The sequence below is a fragment of the Streptomyces sp. NPDC001507 genome (assembly GCF_042894765.1).
In the GTDB taxonomy this organism is placed as follows: domain Bacteria; phylum Actinomycetota; class Actinomycetes; order Streptomycetales; family Streptomycetaceae; genus Streptomyces.
Genome location: NZ_JBIAVV010000008.1, coordinates 130,662 through 148,353 on the forward strand (window position 1 = coordinate 130,662; position 17,692 = coordinate 148,353).

The window sequence follows — 17,692 nt, forward strand, 5'->3', positions numbered from 1 at the left end:
TCGTTTGGTGAAACGGCCGGGGGCGGTCCGAAGTGCCCGTGCCGGGAAGGCACTTACTGCCCGACCTCGCCGTACGCGGCGAGCAGCACGGCCGGGTCCGGACCCTCCAGGACGGTCGGCTTGGCGAGGCCGTCCAGGACGATGAAGCGGAGCAGGTCGCCGCGGGACTTCTTGTCGACCTTCATGGTCTCGACCAGCTTGGGCCACTGGTCGTAGCGGTAGTGCAGCGGGAGGCCGACGGACTCCAGGACCGTGCGGTGGCGGTCGGCCGTCGCGTCGTCCAGGCGGCCGGCCAGCCGGCCCAGCTCGGCGGCGAAGTGCATGCCGACGGCGACCGCGGCGCCGTGCCGCCACTTGTAGCGCTCGTTCTTCTCGATGGCGTGGCCGAGCGTGTGGCCGTAGTTGAGGATCTCGCGCAGGCCCGATTCCTTGAGGTCGCAGGAGACGACCTCCGCCTTCACCCGGATGGAGCGCTCGACCAGCTCGGCCGTGTGCGGGCCGGCCGGGGTGCGGGCGGCCGCGGGGTCGGACTCGATGAGCTCCAGGATCACCGGGTCGGCGATGAAACCGGCCTTGATGATCTCGGCGAGCCCGGAGACGTAGTCGTTGACCGGGAGCGAGTCGAGGGCGGCCAGGTCGCAGAGGACGCCCGCCGGGGGGTGGAAGGCGCCGACCAGGTTCTTGCCCTCGGCGGTGTTGATGCCGGTCTTGCCGCCGACGGCCGCGTCCACCATGGCGAGGACGGTGGTCGGGACGGCGATCCAGCGGACCCCCCGCAGCCAGGTCGCGGCCACGAAACCGGCGAGGTCCGTGGTCGAGCCGCCGCCCACGCCGACGATCACGTCGGAGCGGGTGAAGCCGGACTGGCCGAGCGCCTTCCAGCAGTAGGCGGCGACCTCGGCGGTCTTGGCCTCCTCGGCGTTGGGCACCTGGATGGCGACGGCCTCGTAGCCCTGCCCGGCCAGGTCGGCGCGGAGCGCGTCGCCGGTCTCGGCGAGCGCCTCGGGGTGGATCACGGCCACCCGCTTCACCCTGTCCCCGATCAACCCGCCCAGCTCGCCGAGGAGCTGACGGCCCACCAGGACCTCGTACGGCTCGGTGCCCGCCGTGCCGCCGACCTGGATCCGGGTGACTGCCTCGCTCATGCTTCCTTCAACTCCAGTGCGTCCAGGGCTGCTTGGGTGACCTCTTCGGGTGTACGGCCGTCGGTCGCCACGACGGCCGTGGCGACCTCCTCGTACAGGTGCCGCCGCGCCTCCATCAGCTCACGCCACTGCTTGCGCGGGTTGATGGCGAGCAGCGGCCGGGCCGCGTTCAGGCCGGTGCGCTTGACGGCCTCCTCGACGTCCATCGAGAGGTAGACCACCGTGCGGCCGGCGAGCAGACCACGCGTCTCCGCGTCGAGGATCGCGCCCCCGCCGAGCGCGAGGACGCCCTCGTGCTCGGCCAGCGCCGCCCGCACCGCCCGCTTCTCGATCGCCCGGAAGACCGGCTCGCCCTCGGCCACGAAGATGTCGGCGATGGCGCGGCCCTCGGCACTGACGATGTCCTCGTCGGTGTCCCGGTAGCCGACACCGAGCCGCTCGGCCAGCAGCTGCCCGACCGTGGACTTGCCCACGCCCATCGGCCCGACCAGGACCACCCTCGGCGTACCGGTCACCGGATGGCCAGGTTCTCGAGGTACGACCGGACGTTCCGGCGGGTCTCGGGCACCGAGTCGCCGCCGAACTTCTCCGCGACCGCGTCCGCCAGGACGAGGGCGACCATCGCCTCGGCCACGATCCCGGCCGCCGGCACCGCCGACACGTCCGAGCGCTGGTGATGGGCCTGGGTGGCCTCCCCGGTCGCGACGTCCACGGTCTGCAGGGCCCGCGGCACGGTCGCGATCGGCTTCATCGCGGCCCGGACACGGAGCAGCTCACCGGTGGACAGGCCGCCCTCGGTGCCGCCGGCGTGGCCGGAGACCCGGCGGATGCCCTCGGACGTGCTCACGATCTCGTCGTGCGCCTTCGAGCCCGGCACCCGGGCCAGCTCGAACCCGTCGCCGATCTCCACGCCCTTGATCGCCTGGATCCCCATCAGGGCCCCGGCGAGCCGGGCGTCCAGCTTGCGGTCCCAGTGCACGTGCGAGCCCAGGCCGACCGGGACGCCGTACGCCAGCACCTCCACCACACCGCCGAGCGTGTCGCCGTCCTTGTGCGCCTGGTCGACCTCCGCGACCATCGCCTTCGACGCGTCCGCGTCCAGGCAGCGCAGCGGGTCGGCGTCCAGCTTCTCGACGTCGGCCGGGGTGGGGTAGACGCCTGCCGGGGCCTTCACGGAGCACAGCTCGACCACGTGCGAGACGATCTCGATGCCGGCCGTCTCCTTCAGGTACGACCGGGCGACGGCGCCGAGCGCCACGCGGGCCGCGGTCTCCCGGGCGGAGGCCCGCTCCAGGACCGGCCGGGCCTCGTCGAAGCCGTACTTCTGCATGCCTGCGAGGTCGGCGTGGCCGGGGCGCGGGCGGGTCAGCGGGGCGTTGCGGGCCAGCCCGGCGAGGATCTCCGGGTCGACCGGGTCGGCCGCCATGACCTGCTCCCACTTGGGCCACTCGGTGTTGCCCACCATGATCGCGACCGGGGAACCGAGGGTGAGGCCGTGCCGGACGCCACCGAGGAAGGTGACCTCGTCCCGCTCGAACTTCATGCGCGCACCGCGGCCATAACCGAGCCGCCGCCGCGCCAGGTGGTCGGCGACCATCTCGGTCGTGATCGGCACGCCGGCGGGAAGGCCCTCCAGCGTCGCGACAAGTGCGGGACCGTGGGACTCCCCCGCGGTCAGCCAACGCAGCCTGCTCAACGATGCTCCTCAGTGCTCGCGCCCTGGTACTGCCCTGCGTACGCGCGTCCTCGCGTACGGCGACGGCCGACCGGGTGCGCGGGCCCCGGTCCGCCATGTCCGATCCTCCCACGTCCGGGCCCTGGACCCGGCGCCCGGTCCAGCAGACGGACGCGGATCTGTCTGGTCAGCGCTCGGCGAGCGCCTTCTCCCCGGCCCGTCGCATGGCGTCGAGCGGCGCCGGGGCATGGCCGGTCATCTGTTCGACCTGAAGCACGGCCTGGTGCACCAGGAGGTCGAGGCCGCTCACGACGGCGCCTCCGAACATCGACCAGCGGGCGGCCAGCGCGGTGGGCCAGGGGTGGTAGAGGACGTCGAAGAGGGTGGTGGGGCGCTCCGGTACGGCGGCGGCGAGGGCGTCGGTGGTGCCGGCCGGGGTGGTGGCGATCACCAGCGGTGCGTGCAGGGCCTGCTCGGCGTCGGCCCAGTCGGCGGTGCGGACCTCGACGTCGAGCCGCTCGCCCCAGTGCCGCATCTCGGCGGCGCGCTCCGCGCTGCGGACGTAGGCGACGACCTCGCCGGTGCAGATCCGGGCCAGGGCGGCCAGCGCGGAGGAGGCGGTGGCACCGGCACCGAGGATGGCCGCGGAGCCGACCTGTTCGATGCCGTGCTCGCGGAGCGCGGCGACCATGCCCGGGATGTCGGTGTTGTCGCCGAGGCGGCGGCCGTCCTCGGTGAAGACGACGGTGTTGACGGCGTCGACCGAGGCGGCCGTCTCGCTGATCTCGTCGACCAGTGGGATGACCGCCCGCTTCAGCGGCATGGTCAGCGACAGCCCCGCCCACTCCGGTCCCAGCGTCCCGAGGAAGCCGGGCAGTGCGGCCTCGTCGACCTCGAAGCGCTCGTACGACCACTCGGTGAGCCCGAGTTCGTCGTACGCGGCCCGGTGCAGCACCGGGGAGAGGGAGTGGGCGATGGGCTTACCGAGCACGGCGGCCCGGCGGGCGTCAGTTGCCCGAGTTGGCATTGAATTTGTCCTTGAGCTGCTGGAATTCCGCGTAGGTCTTGGCGAATTCGGTGTTGTTCTGGCCGTCGGTCGCCACGAAATAGATCCAGCCCTCGTCGGTCGGATTCAGTGCCGCCTTGAGCGCGTCCTCGCCGGGGTTGCCGATCGGACCGGGCGGAAGCCCCTTCTGGGTGTACGTGTTGTACGGGTCCCTGTTGCTGTTGATCTCCGACTCGCTGATGTGGATGTTGCTGGTGCCCTTCAGGTAGTTGAAGGTCGAGTCGAATTGCAGCTTCTGGTTCGTCTCGGTGTTCGTGGGCTTGAGACGGTTGTAGATCACTTCCGCCATCTTGCGGAAGTCGTCGTGCGTCTTTCCTTCGGCCTGGACGAGGCTCGCGACCGTGATGACCTGCAGCGGGCTGTCCAGATCGTACTTCTTGGCCTCCGCCGCGAGGTCGTAGTTGGCGTACTCCTCCTTGGCCGCGGCGACCATCTGCTTCAGGATCGCCTCGGGCTTCATGCCCTTGGCCGCGGGATAGGTGCCCGGGTAGAGGAATCCTTCCAGCGGGTCCATGATCTTGCTGTTGGTGTTCGCGTAGCTCGGCAGGCCAAGGGTCTTGTACTGGGCCTTGGCGGCCTTCTTGGAGGTGCCTGCGGAAAGGCCGAGTTTCTTGTCAAGCGCCACATAGACGGCCGCCGCGCGCTCGCCCGGGGTGACCACCACATTGGCCTGGCTCTTCGGGTCGAGCATCAGCAGCACGCAGCTGGCGGCGGACATCTCCTTCTTGAGGGTGTAGGCACCCGCCTGGATCGTGTCGCCCTTCGAGTTCTGCGTCTGCGCGTGGACGAACGCGTCGACGCTCTTGACGACACCGGCTTCCTTCAAGCGGCGACCGATCTCGTATCCGCCGGCCCCCTTGGGGATCTGGACGGTCACCGTCTCGCCGGTGCCGCTGCCCGCGTAGTCCGGGGCCGCGCCGAAACGATTTTGGTAGAAGTGCCAGCCGAAGTAGCCGACGGTGGCCGCGCCGCCGCCGAAGACCAGGCAGACCACCAGGCAGGCGCAGCCGTTGCGGCGCTTCTTGGCGCCCTTGCCGCCCTTGGCGTCCTTGCCGCGGCCACCACCGCGGCGTCCTTTCGGATCGTCGTCCCCGTCGTCGTCATCGTCGTCGGCGCCCGTGAAGAAAGGATGCTGCTCCTCTTCCTCCTCCTCGACGGCGGGCTCCGGCTGCGGTTCCGGCTCGGGGCGCCGACGGCCGGGCGGCTCCGGGGGCGGGTAGGCGTCCTCGGTGCCGTAGAAGTCGGGCTGCTCGGCGCCGTAGGCCACGGGCTGCTGGCCGTAGGGGTCGCCCGGGTCGGCGGCGTAGGGGACGTGGCCGTGGGTGCCGGTCGCGTCCCAGGTGCCCTGGTGGTACTGGTGCGGGGCGTGACCGACGTACTGCTGCTGGTCGTACTGCTGCTGGCCGTGCCCGTCGGCGTAGCGGAGTTGGCCCTGCTCGTCGTAGTACGCGTACTGCTGCTGGTCGTACCCGCCCTGCGGGTGCTGGCCCCAGTCGCCGTACTGCTCCTGCTGCGACTGCTGCGGGTAGTACTGCGGCTGGCCGCCGTAGGGGGACTGCTGACCCACGTGGGCCTGCTGTCCTCCCCACCCGTCGTCCCCGTACAACGGGTCCTCCGGGTGCCACGGTTCGGAGCCTGGGCCCCGGCCATACTCAGTCATCGATCCCCTAGAGCCGCGAGGCGGCGCGTCACGCGGCTGGTGGGCCGGCCGACCGTTCCGCCTCTTGCTGTGCGGTGGCTGTTCGAAAACCATCGCATCGCGCGGAACGTTACCGTATCGCGATCAGATGACTACTTCGACGCCCTCGCCGGGTGGTTTACCTGACACCCGTTCGGATTCCAGCGCCTGCTGAAGGATGATCACAGCGGCGGCCTGGTCGATGACCGAGCGTCCCTTCTTGGACTTCACCCCCGAGGCCCGTAGCCCCTGACTGGCCGTCACGGTCGTCATCCGCTCGTCGACCAGCCGGACCGACACCGGTTCGACGCCCTTGGCCAGCTCCTGGGCGAAGGCCCGGACCTTGACGGCGGCCGGGCCCTCGCCCCCCTTGAGGGAGCGCGGGAGTCCGACGACGACCTCGACGGGTTCGTACTCCTCGACCAGCTGCCGCAGCCTGCGATGGGCCGCCGGGATGTCCCGGCCGGGGACCGTCTCGACCGGGGTGGCGAGGATCCCGTCGGGGTCGCACGAGGCGACCCCGATCCGGGCGTCCCCGACGTCGATCGCGAGTCGACGTCCTCTGCGCATTTCCGACCGTTTCCTTACTTGGCGGTCTCGGTCACGAGGCGTTCGACGGCGTCGATGGCCTCGCCGACCGCGGCCGGGTTCTGGCCGCCGCCCTGGGCGACGTCCGGCTTGCCGCCACCGCCGCCGCCGAGCGTCTTGGCGGCGGTGCGGACCAGGTCACCGGCCTTGAGGCCGCGGTCGCGGGCGGCGTCGTTGGTGGCGATGACCGTGAGCGGCTTGCCGTTGTTGACCGTGAACAGGGCGACCACGGCGGCGCGTCCGCCCTGGATCCGGCCGCGCACGTCGAGAACGAGCTTGCGCAGGTCGTCCGGGGTGGTGCCGTCCGGGACCTGGCCGGTCACCACGGCGATGCCGCGGATGTCCTTGGCGGACTCGACAAGGCCGCCGGCGGCCTGCAGCACCTTCTCGGCGCGGAACTTCTCGATCTCCTTCTCGGCGTCCTTCAGCTTGCCGAGCATCGCGGAGACCTTCTCCGGCAGCTCCTCCGGGCGGCCCTTGATCAGCTCCTGGAGCTGGGCGACGACCGTGTGCTCGCGGGCCAGGAAGTTGTAGGCGTCGACGCCGACGAGGGCCTCGATACGGCGCACACCCGAGCCGATCGAGGACTCGCCGAGCAGCTTCACCAGGCCCAGCTGGGAGGTGTTGTGGACGTGGGTGCCGCCGCACAGCTCCTTGGAGAAGTCGCCGATGGTCACCACGCGGACCCGCTCGCCGTACTTCTCGCCGAACTCGGCGATGGCGCCCTGCTTCTTGGCCTCGTCGATGCCCATGATGTCGGCGCGCACGTCGAGGTCGCGGGCGAGCACCTCGTTGATCTTCTGCTCGACGTCGGTCATCACGGCCGTCGGAACGGCGGACGGCGAGCCGAAGTCGAAGCGGAAGCGGCCGGGCTGGTTCTCGGAACCGGCCTGGGCGGCCGTCGGGCCGAGGGCGTCGCGCAGCGCCTGGTGGGTGAGGTGGGTGGCCGAGTGGGCGCGGGCGATGGCGGTCCGACGCCGGGAGTCGATCGCGGCGTGGGCCTTGGCGCCGACGGTCACCTCGCCGACCTGGACGACGCCCTTGTGGACGTAGACGCCCGGGACCGGCTTCTGGGTGTCGCGGATCTCGATGACGGCACCGGTGTCGACCTTGATCCGGCCGGTGTCACCGATCTGACCGCCGCCCTCGGCGTAGAACGGGGTGCGGTCCAGGACGATCTCGACCTCGTCGCCCTCGCCGGCGGCCGGCGAGGAGACGCCGTCGACCAGGATGCCGACGATCGTGGTCTCGCCCTCGGTGTCCGAGTAGCCGATGAAGTCGGTCGCACCGGTCTTGTCGGCGATCTCGCGGTAGGCGCCGGCGCCGCCGTGCCCGGTCTTCTTGGCCTGGGCGTCGGCCTTGGCGCGCTCCCGCTGCTCCTTCATCAGGCGGCGGAAGCCCTCCTCGTCCACCGAGAGGCCCTGTTCGGCGGCCATTTCGAGGGTGAGGTCGATCGGGAAGCCCCAGGTGTCGTGGAGCAGGAAGGCCTTGTCGCCGGCGAGCACGGAGCCGCCGGACTCCTTGGTCTCGGTGACGGCGGTGTCGAGGATGTTGGTGCCGGCCTTCAGGGTCTTGAGGAAGGCGTTCTCCTCGGCGACGGCGACCTTCTCGATGCGTTCGCGGTCGGTGACCAGCTCCGGGTACTGCTGGCCCATCATGGCGATCACGGTGTCGATGAGGTCGAGGACGACCGGGCCGGTGGCGCCGAGGAGGCGCATGTTGCGGATGGCGCGGCGCATGATGCGGCGCAGCACGTAGCCGCGGCCCTCGTTGCCGGGGGTGACGCCGTCGCCGATGAGCATGACCGACGTACGCATGTGGTCGGTGACGACGCGCAGCGAGACGTCCGAGGCGTGGGCGTCGCCGTAGTGGACGCCGGTCAGCTCGGTGGCCTTCTTGATGACGGCCATGGAGGTGTCGATCTCGTACATGTTCTGCACGCCCTGCAGAATCATGGCGAGACGCTCCAGGCCGAGGCCCGTGTCGATGTTCTTGCTGGGCAGTTCGCCGAGGATCTCGAAGTTGTCCTTGCCGATGCCCTCGCCGCGCTCGTACTGCATGAAGACCAGGTTCCAGATCTCCACGTACCGCTCGTCGTTGACGGCGGGGCCGCCCTCGACGCCGAACTCGGGGCCGCGGTCGTAGTTGATCTCGGAACAGGGGCCGCACGGGCCGGGGACGCCCATGGACCAGTAGTTGTCCTTCATGCCGAGGCGCTGGATGCGCTCCTTCGGCACACCGACGACCTCGTGCCAGATGCGCTCGGCCTCGTCGTCGTCCTTGTAGACGGTGATCCACAGCCGGTCCGGCTCCAGGCCGTAACCGCCCTTGTCCTGGGGCGTGGTGAGCAGCTCCCAGGCGTACTTGATGGCGCCTTCCTTGAAGTAGTCGCCGAAGGAGAAGTTGCCGCACATCTGGAAGAAGGTGCCGTGCCGGGTGGTCTTGCCGACCTCTTCGATGTCGGGGGTGCGCACGCACTTCTGCACGCTGGTGGCGCGCGCCCACGGCGGCTTGACCTCACCCAGGAAGTAGGGCTTGAAGGGCACCATGCCGGCCGGGACGAGGAGCAGAGTCGGGTCGTCCGCGATGAGCGACGCCGAAGGGACGACGGTGTGCCCGCGCTCCTCGTAGAAGCTCAGCCAGCGGCGGCGAATCTCGGCCGACTCCATCAGTGGTCCTCATTCCGGTTGTACGAGTACGTCGTCCTGTCATCGGCGTACTTCGGGTTGCTGCGGTTCTCGATGGCGGCGAACCGCCGGGGTGCGGGGAGTTCGGGGTCCGCGTTGATACCGAGCGCGTCGCCCAGTTCCTCCTCCCGCTGTGCCATGTTGTCGCGGACGTCCAGCGCGAAGCCGATCGCCCGGTCCTTGATCCGGTGCCCGGTCTCCAGGGCCTTGTTCGCGGCGGTGGCGGCGAGGCTCTCGGGGGTCAGCTGCTTCAGCTTGCGGTTGACCTTGGTGGTGGCCCACACTCCGGCGGCGACACCGGTGGTGAACCAGAACGTACGGCGGAACATATGGCCTGGCTCCTACTTTCCCCGGTTCTTCCGCCGGGCGGCCGGGACCGTCCGGCCCACGATCACCGTACGCCCGGGCTCCTTCACGGGCACGTCCGCCTTGCGGCCCACCAGCGCCCGGCGCACGCCGTAGCCGAAGGCCGCGACCTTGACCAGCGGGCCGCCGAAGGTGGAGGCGACCGTGGTGGACAGCGCGGAGGCGTTGGACGTGACCTCCTGGACGTCGGAGGCGATCGCGTCGACCCGGTCGATCTGGGTCTGCGCGGAGCGTACGGCCGCTGAGGCGTCGGCGAGCAGCGGGACGGCCTGGTCGGTCACGTCCGCCACGAGCTTCGTGGTCGCCTTGAGCGTCTGGGCCAGCCTCACGAGTGCCACCGCGAGGAAGGAGACCAGGATCGCCCAGAAGACGGCCACCAGGATCCCGGCCACCTCTCCACCGGACACCGCGCGCACCCGCTTCCCGCTCTTCCGCGAAATCAACTGAGCACTGAGCCTATCGCGCGGGACGTCGGGCTCCGTACCGGATTACCGCCCGCGAGCGGCGGAGTCGCGGGAAGCGGGCTGTACGGACCGAACACGCTTGAGTACGCTCCGTGTCCCATGCGAGTTCCTCAGCGCCCCGGCCCTTCGGCGGACGGCAATCTGCCCCTGGAACTGACCGCGTTCGTGGGCCGCTCGGCCGAACTCGGCGAGCTGTCCCGGGTCCTGGAGTCCGGCAGGCTGGTGACGGTGACCGGAGCCGGCGGGGTGGGAAAGTCCCGGCTGGCGGCCCGGGCGGCGGCCGGCGCGGCACCCCGGGACGGGGTCTGGCGGGTGGATCTGGCGCCGGTGCGCGATCCGGAGTTCGTGGACTACGCGGTCGTGGAGGCGCTCGGGCTGACCGATCACACCACCCGGCTGCCGCGCGAGACGCTCGTCGATCAGCTGGCCGGCCGCCGGATCCTGCTGCTGCTCGACGGGGTCGAACATCTGGTCGACGCGTGCGCCGAGCTGGTGGCCGGGCTGCTGCGGCAGCTGCCGGACCTGGCCGTGCTGGCGGTGGGCCGGAGGCCGCTCGGGGTCGCGGGTGAGCGGCTGTTCCCGCTGGGGCCGCTCGGCGAGGACGAGGCGGTGGAGCTGTTCGCCGAGCGGGCCGGGCGGCAGGGGCTCCAGGCGCGGGACTGCCCGGAGGTGCGGGAGGTGTGCCGGCGCCTGGACGGGATCCCGCTGGCGGTCGAGCTGGCGGCGGGGTGGCTGCGGGCGCTGTCGCCGGGGCAGTTGCTGGCGCGGCTCGACGACCGGTTCCGGCTGCTGACCGGCGGCGGGCAGGACGCGCTCCCCCGCCACCGGACCCTGCGCACCGCGATCGGCTGGAGCCACGAACTGTGCACATCTGCCGAGCGGTTGCTGTGGGCCCGGCTGTCGGTGTTCGCGGGGACCTTCGACCTGGAGGCCGCCGAGTACGTCTGCAGCGGGGACGGGCTGGCGGCCGAGGAGGTCCTGGACGTGCTGGCGGAGCTGCTCGCCCAGTCGGTGGTGTCCCGTGCGGAGACGGGGTCGGGCGTGCGCTACCGGATGCTCGACACCGTACGGGCGTACGGCGCGGACTGGCTGGCGGCGGCGGGGGACGCGGGGCGCCTGCGGCGCCGGCACCGGGACTGGTTCATGGGGCTGGCGACCTGGTGCGAGCTGGAGTGGTTCTCGCCGCGGCAGGGCGAGGCGGCCGCACGGGTCGAGGCCGAGCTGCCGAATCTGCGGGCGGCCCTGGACCACTGCCTGACCGAGCCGGAGGAGGCGCACCTGGGGCAGTACCTGGCGGGCTCGCTGTGGTTCTGCTGGGCGGGCTGCGGGCGGCTCTCGGAGGGGCGGCGCTGGCTGGAGCGGAGTCTGGAGCCGGACTCGGAGTATCCGCAGTCCCGGCTGAAGGCGCTGTGGGTGCTGGGCTACGTGGCGATCCTCCAGGGCGACGCGGTGCCCGCCCTCGGCGCGCTCCAGGAGTGCCGTGCGGAGGCCGAGCCGGCCGCCGACCCGACGGCGGTGGCGTACGCGGAGCACCGGACCGGCTGTCTGGCGCTGGTCACGGACGACATGGCGCGCGCGGAGACGCTGCTGCGCTCGGCCCTCGCCCGCTACCGGGAGATCGGCGAGCTCAACAGCAATGTCCTGATGGCGCAGGTGGAACTGGCGATGACCAGGGCGTTCCTCGGCGATCTGGCGGACGCGGTGCGGCTGTGCGAGGACGTGCGCCTGGTGTGCGAGGACCACGGCGAGCGCTGGGCCCGCTCGTACGCGCTGTACGTGCTGGCGTACGCGGCCTGGCAGGACGGCGACCACGCGGCGGCCCGGGAACTGCTGACCGACTGCCTGGGCCATGCCCACGGTTTCCGGGACCTGCTCGGTTCGGTGCTGGCGATCGAGCTGCTCGCCCTGGTGACGGTGGCGCAGGGCGATCCCGCGGAGGCGGCGGTACTGCAGGGCGCCGCCGGGCGCATGTGGCCGTCGGTGGGCCTGCCGCTGTTCGGTTCGGCCCACTACAACGCCCCGCACGAGCTGTGCGAGGCGACGGCCCGGCGGGCGCTGGGCGACGAACGGTACGCGGAGTGCGTACGGCAGGGCGCGTTGCTGGACCGGGAGGCGGCGGTGGCCCGGGCGCTGGAGTACTTCGGTGTGCGTCCGCTGGACGCGCTGCCCGCGCCGCGCGGGCCGGTACGGCAGCAACGGGACGGCGCCGACATGCGGAAGCCCGCCGCCTCGCCCACCCAAAAGGGCGGGGAGACGGCGGGCTGACGCTGAGGTGCTACACCCGGCCGGTGATCAGCGGGCGTAGTACTCGACGACGAGCTGCTCGTCGCAGATGACCGGAACTTCCTTGCGGTTCGGCTCGCGGTCCAGGCGGAACGCCAGGGCCTTGAGGTTCACCTGCAGGTAGCGGGGGGTCTCGCCGTCGGGGGCGAAGCCGCCCTCACGGGCGATCTGGAAGAGCGTCTTGTCCTTGGAACGGTCGCGGACCTGCACGACGTCGTCCGGGCGGACCCGGAAGGACGGCTTGTCGGTCTTCTGGCCGTTGACCTGGATGTGGCCGTGGACGACCATCTGGCGGGCCTGGTAGATCGTGCGGGCGATGCCCGAACGCAGGACCAGCGCGTCGAGGCGGCGCTCCAGCTCGACGATCAGAGCCTCACCGGTCTTGCCCTGCACCTTGGAGGCACGCTCGTAGGCGCGGACCAGCTGACGCTCGGAGATGTCGTACTGCGCGCGCAGACGCTGCTTCTCCAGCAGACGGACCTTGTAGTCCGAGTTCTGCTTGCGGCCGCGGCCGTGCTCACCCGGCGGGTAGGGGCGGGCCTCGAAGTACTTGACGGCCTTCGGGGTCAGCGCGATGCCGAGGGCACGCGACTTCTTGACCTTGGGGCGGGACTGGTTCGCCACTGTCTCTTTCTTCTTTCTGATATTCGGCTTGTCAGGGTTGAGGGAGGTCGCAATCCGCAGCCGGGGAAACCCTCCGGATCCCGTTGCCGGGTCTGGTGGGCAGCCGCTCCCCTGGTCTGGGCACATACGTGCAGCACGCGAGTGGCCCACCTACCGGTCCCGTCGTCTGTGACCCGACGGATGGTGGTGGGCTGCCCGCGACACCGTTCGACGGTGCGCGACGCTCCTGGATCCCCCTGACGGGGGTTCCGGCCGGCTGTCCCGCTCTGACTGCGCGGGACTCGGCGCTCGGGGAAGTCTACAGGCTGCTCAGGACCGCCTGCGACCGAGGTGCTTCCTGGTCCACTCGACCGCGTCGGCGTACCGGGCCTCGGAGCCGTGCCGGGTCGGGGTGTAGTACTCGCGGTCCCGGACGGTGTCCGGGGCGTACTGCTGCTCGGCGATGCCCTCGGGCAGGTCGTGCGGGTAGACGTAGCCCTGCGCGTGTCCGAGCTTGGCGGCGCCCTTGTAGTGGCCGTCGCGCAGGTGCGGGGGCACCTGGCCGGCCAGGCCTTTGCGGACGTCCTCCAGGGCGGCGCCGATCGCGGTGGTCGCGGAGTTGGACTTGGGGGCCAGGGCCAGGGCGATGGTGGCGTGGCTGAGGGTGAGGGCGGCCTCGGGGAAGCCGATCATGGCGACGGCCTGGGCGGCGGCCACGGCTATGGGCAGGGCGTTCGGGTCGGCGAGGCCGATGTCCTCGCTCGCCGAGATCATCAGGCGGCGGGCGATGAAGCGGGGGTCCTCACCGGCCTCGATCATGCGGGCCAGGTAGTGCAGTGCCGCGTCGACGTCGGAGCCGCGGATGGACTTGATGAGGGCGCTGGCGACGTCGTAGTGCTGGTCGCCGTCGCGGTCGTACTTCACCGCGGCCCGGTCGACGACCTCTTCCAGGGTGCCCAGGCCGATCTCCGTCTCACCCTTGTCGAGGGCGGCCCCGGCGGCGGCCTCCAGGGCGGTCAGCGCACGGCGGGCGTCGCCGCCGGCGATGCGCAGCAGGTGCTCCTCGGTGTCCGCGGGGAGGGCGACGGCGCTCCTGAGGCCGCGCTCGTCGGTCAGGGCCCGCTTGAGGAGGCCGCGGACGTCGTCGTCGGTGAGCGGTTCGAGGGTGAGGAGCAGGGAGCGGGACAGGAGCGGGGAGATCACCGAGAAGTACGGGTTCTCGGTGGTCGCGGCGATCAGGGTGACCCAGCGGTTCTCGACGGCCGGGAGCAGGGAGTCCTGCTGGGCCTTGCTGAAGCGGTGGATCTCGTCCAGGAAGAGGACGGTCTCCTTGCCGTAGCCCCCCGTGGCGCGGCGGGCGCCGTCGATGACCGCGCGGACCTCCTTGACGCCGGCGGTGATCGCGGAGAGCTCCACGAACCGCTTGTCGGTCGCCTTGGAGACGACGTACGCGAGGGTCGTCTTGCCGGTGCCTGGCGGCCCCCAGAGGATCACGGACGACGGTCCGGCCGGGCCGCCGGAACCCGCGCCGACCAGTCTGCGCAGTGGCGATCCCGGCTTGAGCAGGTGCTGCTGGCCCACCACCTCGTCGAGGGTGCGCGGGCGCATCCGCACCGCCAGGGGGCTCCCGGTGGGGTCCTTCTCCTGGCGTTCTTCTGCGGCGGCGGTGAACAGGTCGGGTTCCACGCTGAAACCCTAAATCACGGCACTGACAACGCGGCGCGCGCTGTCAGCTGGTCCAGAAGTCCCACCAGCGGGTCAGGATCAGCATGCCGATGATGCCGATGTGCAGGACCGGCAGCACCCAGGTGAACTCGCCGAAGAACGACTTCAGCCAGTTCGGCGTCGGCAGGAAGCCCTTGCGGATGTTGAAGGAGGTCACGTACCAGAACATGGTGATCGTGGCGACCCAGGCCAGCGAGCACCACAGGCACAGCGCGTTGATCCGGTACAGGGACTGGAACTGCAGCCAGGTGCAGAAGCCCACGCCGAAGAGCGTGCCGAAGTTGAAGGTGAGCCAGTACCAGCGCGGGAAACGGGCGCGGGCCAGCAGGCTCATGCCGACGCAGATGACGATGCCGTAGCAGACGAGGCCGAGCATCGGGTTCGGGAAGCCGAAGGCGGCGGCCTGCTTGGACTCCATGACGCTGCCGCAGGAGACCACCGGGTTGAGGCTGCACCCGGGGGTGAAGGTCTTGCCCTCGACCTTGGCTTCCAGCAGCTTGAACTTGTCGATCGTGATGACCCACGCGGCCAGCAGGCCGGCGGCGCCGGTGATGATCAGCAGCAGCGCGAAGGCCCGGCTGCCGCCCTCGGTGCGCGGTGCCGCGGAGACGTGCTCGGGCTCGGGCTCGGTGGAGACGTCCTTGACTGTCGTCTTGCTCATCACGCCGATTCCGTCTGTTTGAGAGTTGGAACTTCTTCGGGCAGGGGCCATTGTGCCGCACGAGGCGCCCCGTCCACCGTTCGGTGGACATAAGGAAGTACGCACGGCCGCCCCGGAAAGCTCGGTTCCGGCCGATGCCCGGAGCCATGACAGCACACGGATACGAACCCGCTCCTCCAGGGCCACCGGAGCCGGGACGCGGGCGGGGTGCCGGTCCCGGGCGCGGACCCGGCGACGGCCACGCGCGCGTGGCGGTCCCGGGTGGGCGTCGTCCGGCAGGACGAATCGGCGTCCGCCGAGTTGACGGTCCGCGAGACGGTACGGCACTTCGCGCACTACCGCCCGAGGCCGCGCGACCCGGAGCAGGTGCCGGCCTGGTCGGCCTGGAGGCCAAGGCGGACAGCCGGGATCAGGGCCCTCTCGGGCGGCCGGCGCCGCCGCCTGGACGTGGCGCCGGCGGGCGTGGTCGGCGACCCCGCCGGCCTTCCGGTGGAAGAACCGGCGCGCCGGATGACCCGGGGCGCCGGTGACGCGCGCGTCCGGTCAGGCGCCGTCGATGCGGTCGAGCAGGGCCCGGGCCTCGGCGACGCGGTAGTGGTCCGGGCCGAAGGCGGCCACGCAGGCGTCGAGAGCGGCCGCTGCCAGCGGGCCGGCCTCGGCGCCGCGGCCCAGCCCCACCAGAGCGGTGGCCATGGCCAGTTCGACGGCACCGGTCTCCGTGCGGCGATGGTCCTCGGAGAGGCTCCGGAACAGTTCCTCGGCGTGCCGCGCCTCCGTGGCGGCCTCGTCGTGGCGCTCCTGGCCGTTGAGGCTGCGTGCCAGCCCGAGCCGCAGGGCCAGGGTGAGCCGGTCGGGCGAGTCACGGGCGGCCAGGGCGGCGCGGGCGAGCGCCTCGGCCTCCTCGTGGCGCCCCTGCGCGTTGACGGCGTAGATCTGTCCGTTGCGGGCGACCCCCACCAGGACCTGCATCGCCGCTCCGGTGCCGCGGCTCGCTGCCCGGGCGACGGCGGCACACTCCACCTCGCACTCGGCGTGCCGGCCGAGCGTGATCAGCGTCTGGGCGCGGTTCACGCGCAGTTGCAGGGTCAGCGGGTGTTCGGCGCCGTACTCCCTGCCGAAGACCGGCAGCAGCGCGTCGTACTCGGCGAGGGCCTCGGCATGACGGCCCTGGGCGCCCAGCGCCGCCGCGACGAGACTCCGCGCCGACTTGGCGTGGCGGGCATGGCGCGCGGCCACCGCCCGCGCCTCGGCCTCCGCCGCCGCGTACTGCCCTTCGCGGAAGAGGGTGTTCGCCAGGTGCAGGGGGGCACCCACCGGGGGCGGGGTGTCCACGCGGTTGCGCGACCGGAAGATTTTCATGCCCGCAGCGTAGGAATGCCACGCACACCCGTTCGGAGACATCGCCAAGCGTTTACCGTGCCGGTCAACTGCGCCGATTCCTCGGCGAGTCGACCGGCCGGTGACATGGGCGCCGGTGGCCCGGTCCTGCTAGCCGAGCCTCGACTCCAGCTCCGCCACGATCTCGTTGACGCCCACCGCCGACTGCTCGCCGGAGTCCATGTCCTTCAGCTGGACGACGCCCTCGGCGAGGTCCCGTTCGCCGGCGACGATCGTGTAGCGGGCGCCGCTGCGGTTGGCGTTCTTCATGGCGCCCTTGAGGCCCTTGGCCCCGTAGGAGAAGTCCGCCGCGATGCCCACCCGGCGCAGCTCGGTGACCTTCGCGAAGAGCACGCGCCGCGCCTCCTCGCCGAGCGGCACCGCGAACACGCTGGTGGCGGACGGGAGGTCGAGCTCTACTCCCTCGGCCTCCAGCGCCAGCACCGTGCGGTCGACGCCCAGGGCCCAGCCGACGGACGGCAGCGCGGGGCCGCCGATCATCTCGGAGAGGCCGTCGTAGCGTCCGCCGCCGCCCACCGCGGACTGGGAGCCCAGGCCGTCGTGGACGAACTCGAAGGTCGTGCGGGTGTAGTAGTCCAGGCCGCGGACCAGCTTCGGGTCGTCCTCGAAGGCGACGCCCGCCGCCGTGATCAGCTCGCGGACCTCCTCGTGGTACGCCTTGCAGGCGTCACAGAGGTAGTCACGCAGGAGGGGCGCGTCGCCCAGCTGCTTCTGGACCGACTCCCGCTTGTCGTCCAGGACGCGCAGCGGGTTGATCTCGGCCCGGCGGAGGGTGTCCTCGTCCAGGTCCAGGCCGCGCAGGAACTCCTGGAGGGCCGCGCGGTAGACCGGGCGGCACTCCTTGTCACCCAGGCTGTTGAGCAGGATGCGGAAGTTCCGCAGGCCCAGCGAGCGGTACGCCTGGTCGGCCAGGATGATCAGCTCGGCGTCCAGGGCCGGGTCCTCGGCGCCGATCGCCTCGGCACCGACCTGCGAGAAGTGGCGGTAACGGCCCTTCTGCGGGCGCTCGTAGCGGTAGTACGAGCCGGAGTACCAGAGCTTGACGGGGAGGTTGCCGGATTTGTGGAGGTTCGCCTCCAGAGCGGCACGCAGCACGGAGGCCGTGCCCTCGGGGCGCAGGGCCAGCTTGTCGCCGCCCTTGGTCTCGAACGCGTACATCTCCTTGGTGACGATGTCGGTGGACTCGCCGACACCGCGCGCGAAGAGCTCGACGTTCTCGAAGCCCGGGGTCTCGATGTAGCCGTAGCCGGAGTTCCGCAGCGGCGCGGCGATCGCCTCGCGGACGGCCAGGTACTTGGCGCTGTCCGGCGGGATCAGGTCGTACGTGCCCTTGGGGGCCTGAAAGGTGCTCAC

15 protein-coding genes and 1 pseudogene are annotated in these 17,692 nt (G+C 71.2%); 2 read left to right on the plus strand and 14 right to left on the minus strand.

All coding sequences use genetic code 11. The features are described 5' to 3' along the window. Nucleotides 1–53: 53 nt before the first annotated feature. The 9 genes from aroB to ACFY0K_RS25675 form a co-directional block, all read right to left on the minus strand. Nucleotides 54–1,145, minus strand: a complete 1,092-nt coding sequence (aroB, locus tag ACFY0K_RS25635) for a 3-dehydroquinate synthase (RefSeq protein WP_382724286.1) — start codon at nt 1,143–1,145, stop codon at nt 54–56. Next, the gene (locus ACFY0K_RS25640; protein WP_390642065.1) at nt 1,142–1,624 is read right to left on the minus strand and encodes a shikimate kinase; all 483 of its coding nucleotides are present in this window, start codon (nt 1,622–1,624) and stop codon (nt 1,142–1,144) included. Before ACFY0K_RS25640 ends, aroB begins: the two co-directional genes overlap by 4 nt. A gap of 32 nt (nt 1,625–1,656) precedes the next feature. Next, entirely contained in the window at nt 1,657–2,841 is a 1,185-nt protein-coding gene (gene aroC / locus ACFY0K_RS25645) for a chorismate synthase (RefSeq protein ID WP_390641830.1), read from the minus strand. A 166-nt stretch (nt 2,842–3,007) separates the two neighbouring features. Beyond that, the gene (locus ACFY0K_RS25650; protein WP_390641831.1) at nt 3,008–3,847 is read right to left on the minus strand and encodes a shikimate dehydrogenase; all 840 of its coding nucleotides are present in this window, start codon (nt 3,845–3,847) and stop codon (nt 3,008–3,010) included. Next, nucleotides 3,828–5,546, minus strand: coding sequence for an endolytic transglycosylase MltG (gene mltG, locus ACFY0K_RS25655; RefSeq protein ID WP_390641832.1), 1,719 nt, complete (start codon nt 5,544–5,546; stop codon nt 3,828–3,830). The genes ACFY0K_RS25650 and mltG overlap by 20 nt, the downstream gene beginning before the upstream one ends. Before the next feature lie 123 nt (nt 5,547–5,669). Beyond that, complete coding sequence (ruvX, locus tag ACFY0K_RS25660; RefSeq protein ID WP_390641833.1) at nt 5,670–6,134, minus strand: Holliday junction resolvase RuvX; 465 nt, start codon at nt 6,132–6,134, stop codon at nt 5,670–5,672. Nucleotides 6,135–6,148: 14 nt separating this feature from the next. Then, complete coding sequence (alaS, locus tag ACFY0K_RS25665; protein ID WP_390641834.1) at nt 6,149–8,821, minus strand: alanine--tRNA ligase; 2,673 nt, start codon at nt 8,819–8,821, stop codon at nt 6,149–6,151. Further along, complete coding sequence (locus ACFY0K_RS25670) at nt 8,821–9,168, minus strand: hypothetical protein (protein ID WP_362584750.1); 348 nt, start codon at nt 9,166–9,168, stop codon at nt 8,821–8,823. The genes alaS and ACFY0K_RS25670 overlap by 1 nt, the downstream gene beginning before the upstream one ends. Nucleotides 9,169–9,180: 12 nt before the next feature. Beyond that, complete coding sequence (locus ACFY0K_RS25675) at nt 9,181–9,621, minus strand: DUF948 domain-containing protein (RefSeq protein WP_352364577.1); 441 nt, start codon at nt 9,619–9,621, stop codon at nt 9,181–9,183. 147 nt (nt 9,622–9,768) lie between these two features. On the opposite strand from ACFY0K_RS25675, the gene ACFY0K_RS25680 reads away from it, so the two are divergent. Continuing rightward, nucleotides 9,769–11,934 carry an ATP-binding protein gene (locus ACFY0K_RS25680; RefSeq protein WP_390641835.1) on the plus strand — a complete coding sequence of 722 codons (2,166 nt, stop codon included), beginning with the start codon at nt 9,769–9,771 and terminating at the stop codon, nt 11,932–11,934. 27 nt (nt 11,935–11,961) lie between these two features. Here ACFY0K_RS25680 and rpsD read toward each other — a convergent pair whose 3' ends face one another. The 3 genes from rpsD to ACFY0K_RS25695 form a co-directional block, all read right to left on the minus strand. Continuing rightward, entirely contained in the window at nt 11,962–12,576 is a 615-nt protein-coding gene (rpsD, locus tag ACFY0K_RS25685; RefSeq protein ID WP_093505354.1) for a 30S ribosomal protein S4, read from the minus strand. Between the two features lie 309 nt (nt 12,577–12,885). After that, nucleotides 12,886–14,241 (minus strand): replication-associated recombination protein A, encoded by a 1,356-nt coding sequence (locus ACFY0K_RS25690; RefSeq protein WP_351960512.1) that lies wholly within the window; start codon nt 14,239–14,241, stop codon nt 12,886–12,888. A gap of 43 nt (nt 14,242–14,284) precedes the next feature. After that, nucleotides 14,285–14,941 carry a vitamin K epoxide reductase family protein gene (locus ACFY0K_RS25695; RefSeq protein WP_351960513.1) on the minus strand — a complete coding sequence of 219 codons (657 nt, stop codon included), beginning with the start codon at nt 14,939–14,941 and terminating at the stop codon, nt 14,285–14,287. Nucleotides 14,942–15,103: 162 nt separating this feature from the next. Between ACFY0K_RS25695 and ACFY0K_RS25700 the strand changes: the two are divergent. Next, a pseudogene (locus ACFY0K_RS25700) lies at nt 15,104–15,442 on the plus strand (ATP-binding cassette domain-containing protein); the annotation flags it as partial. A 42-nt stretch (nt 15,443–15,484) separates the two neighbouring features. Here the strand turns inward: ACFY0K_RS25700 and ACFY0K_RS25705 are convergent. Together ACFY0K_RS25705 and hisS are read right to left on the minus strand one after the other, a co-directional pair. Continuing rightward, nucleotides 15,485–16,300 (minus strand): tetratricopeptide repeat protein, encoded by an 816-nt coding sequence (locus ACFY0K_RS25705; RefSeq protein WP_390641836.1) that lies wholly within the window; start codon nt 16,298–16,300, stop codon nt 15,485–15,487. A gap of 129 nt (nt 16,301–16,429) precedes the next feature. Next, complete coding sequence (gene hisS, locus ACFY0K_RS25710) at nt 16,430–17,692, minus strand: histidine--tRNA ligase (RefSeq protein WP_390641837.1); 1,263 nt, start codon at nt 17,690–17,692, stop codon at nt 16,430–16,432.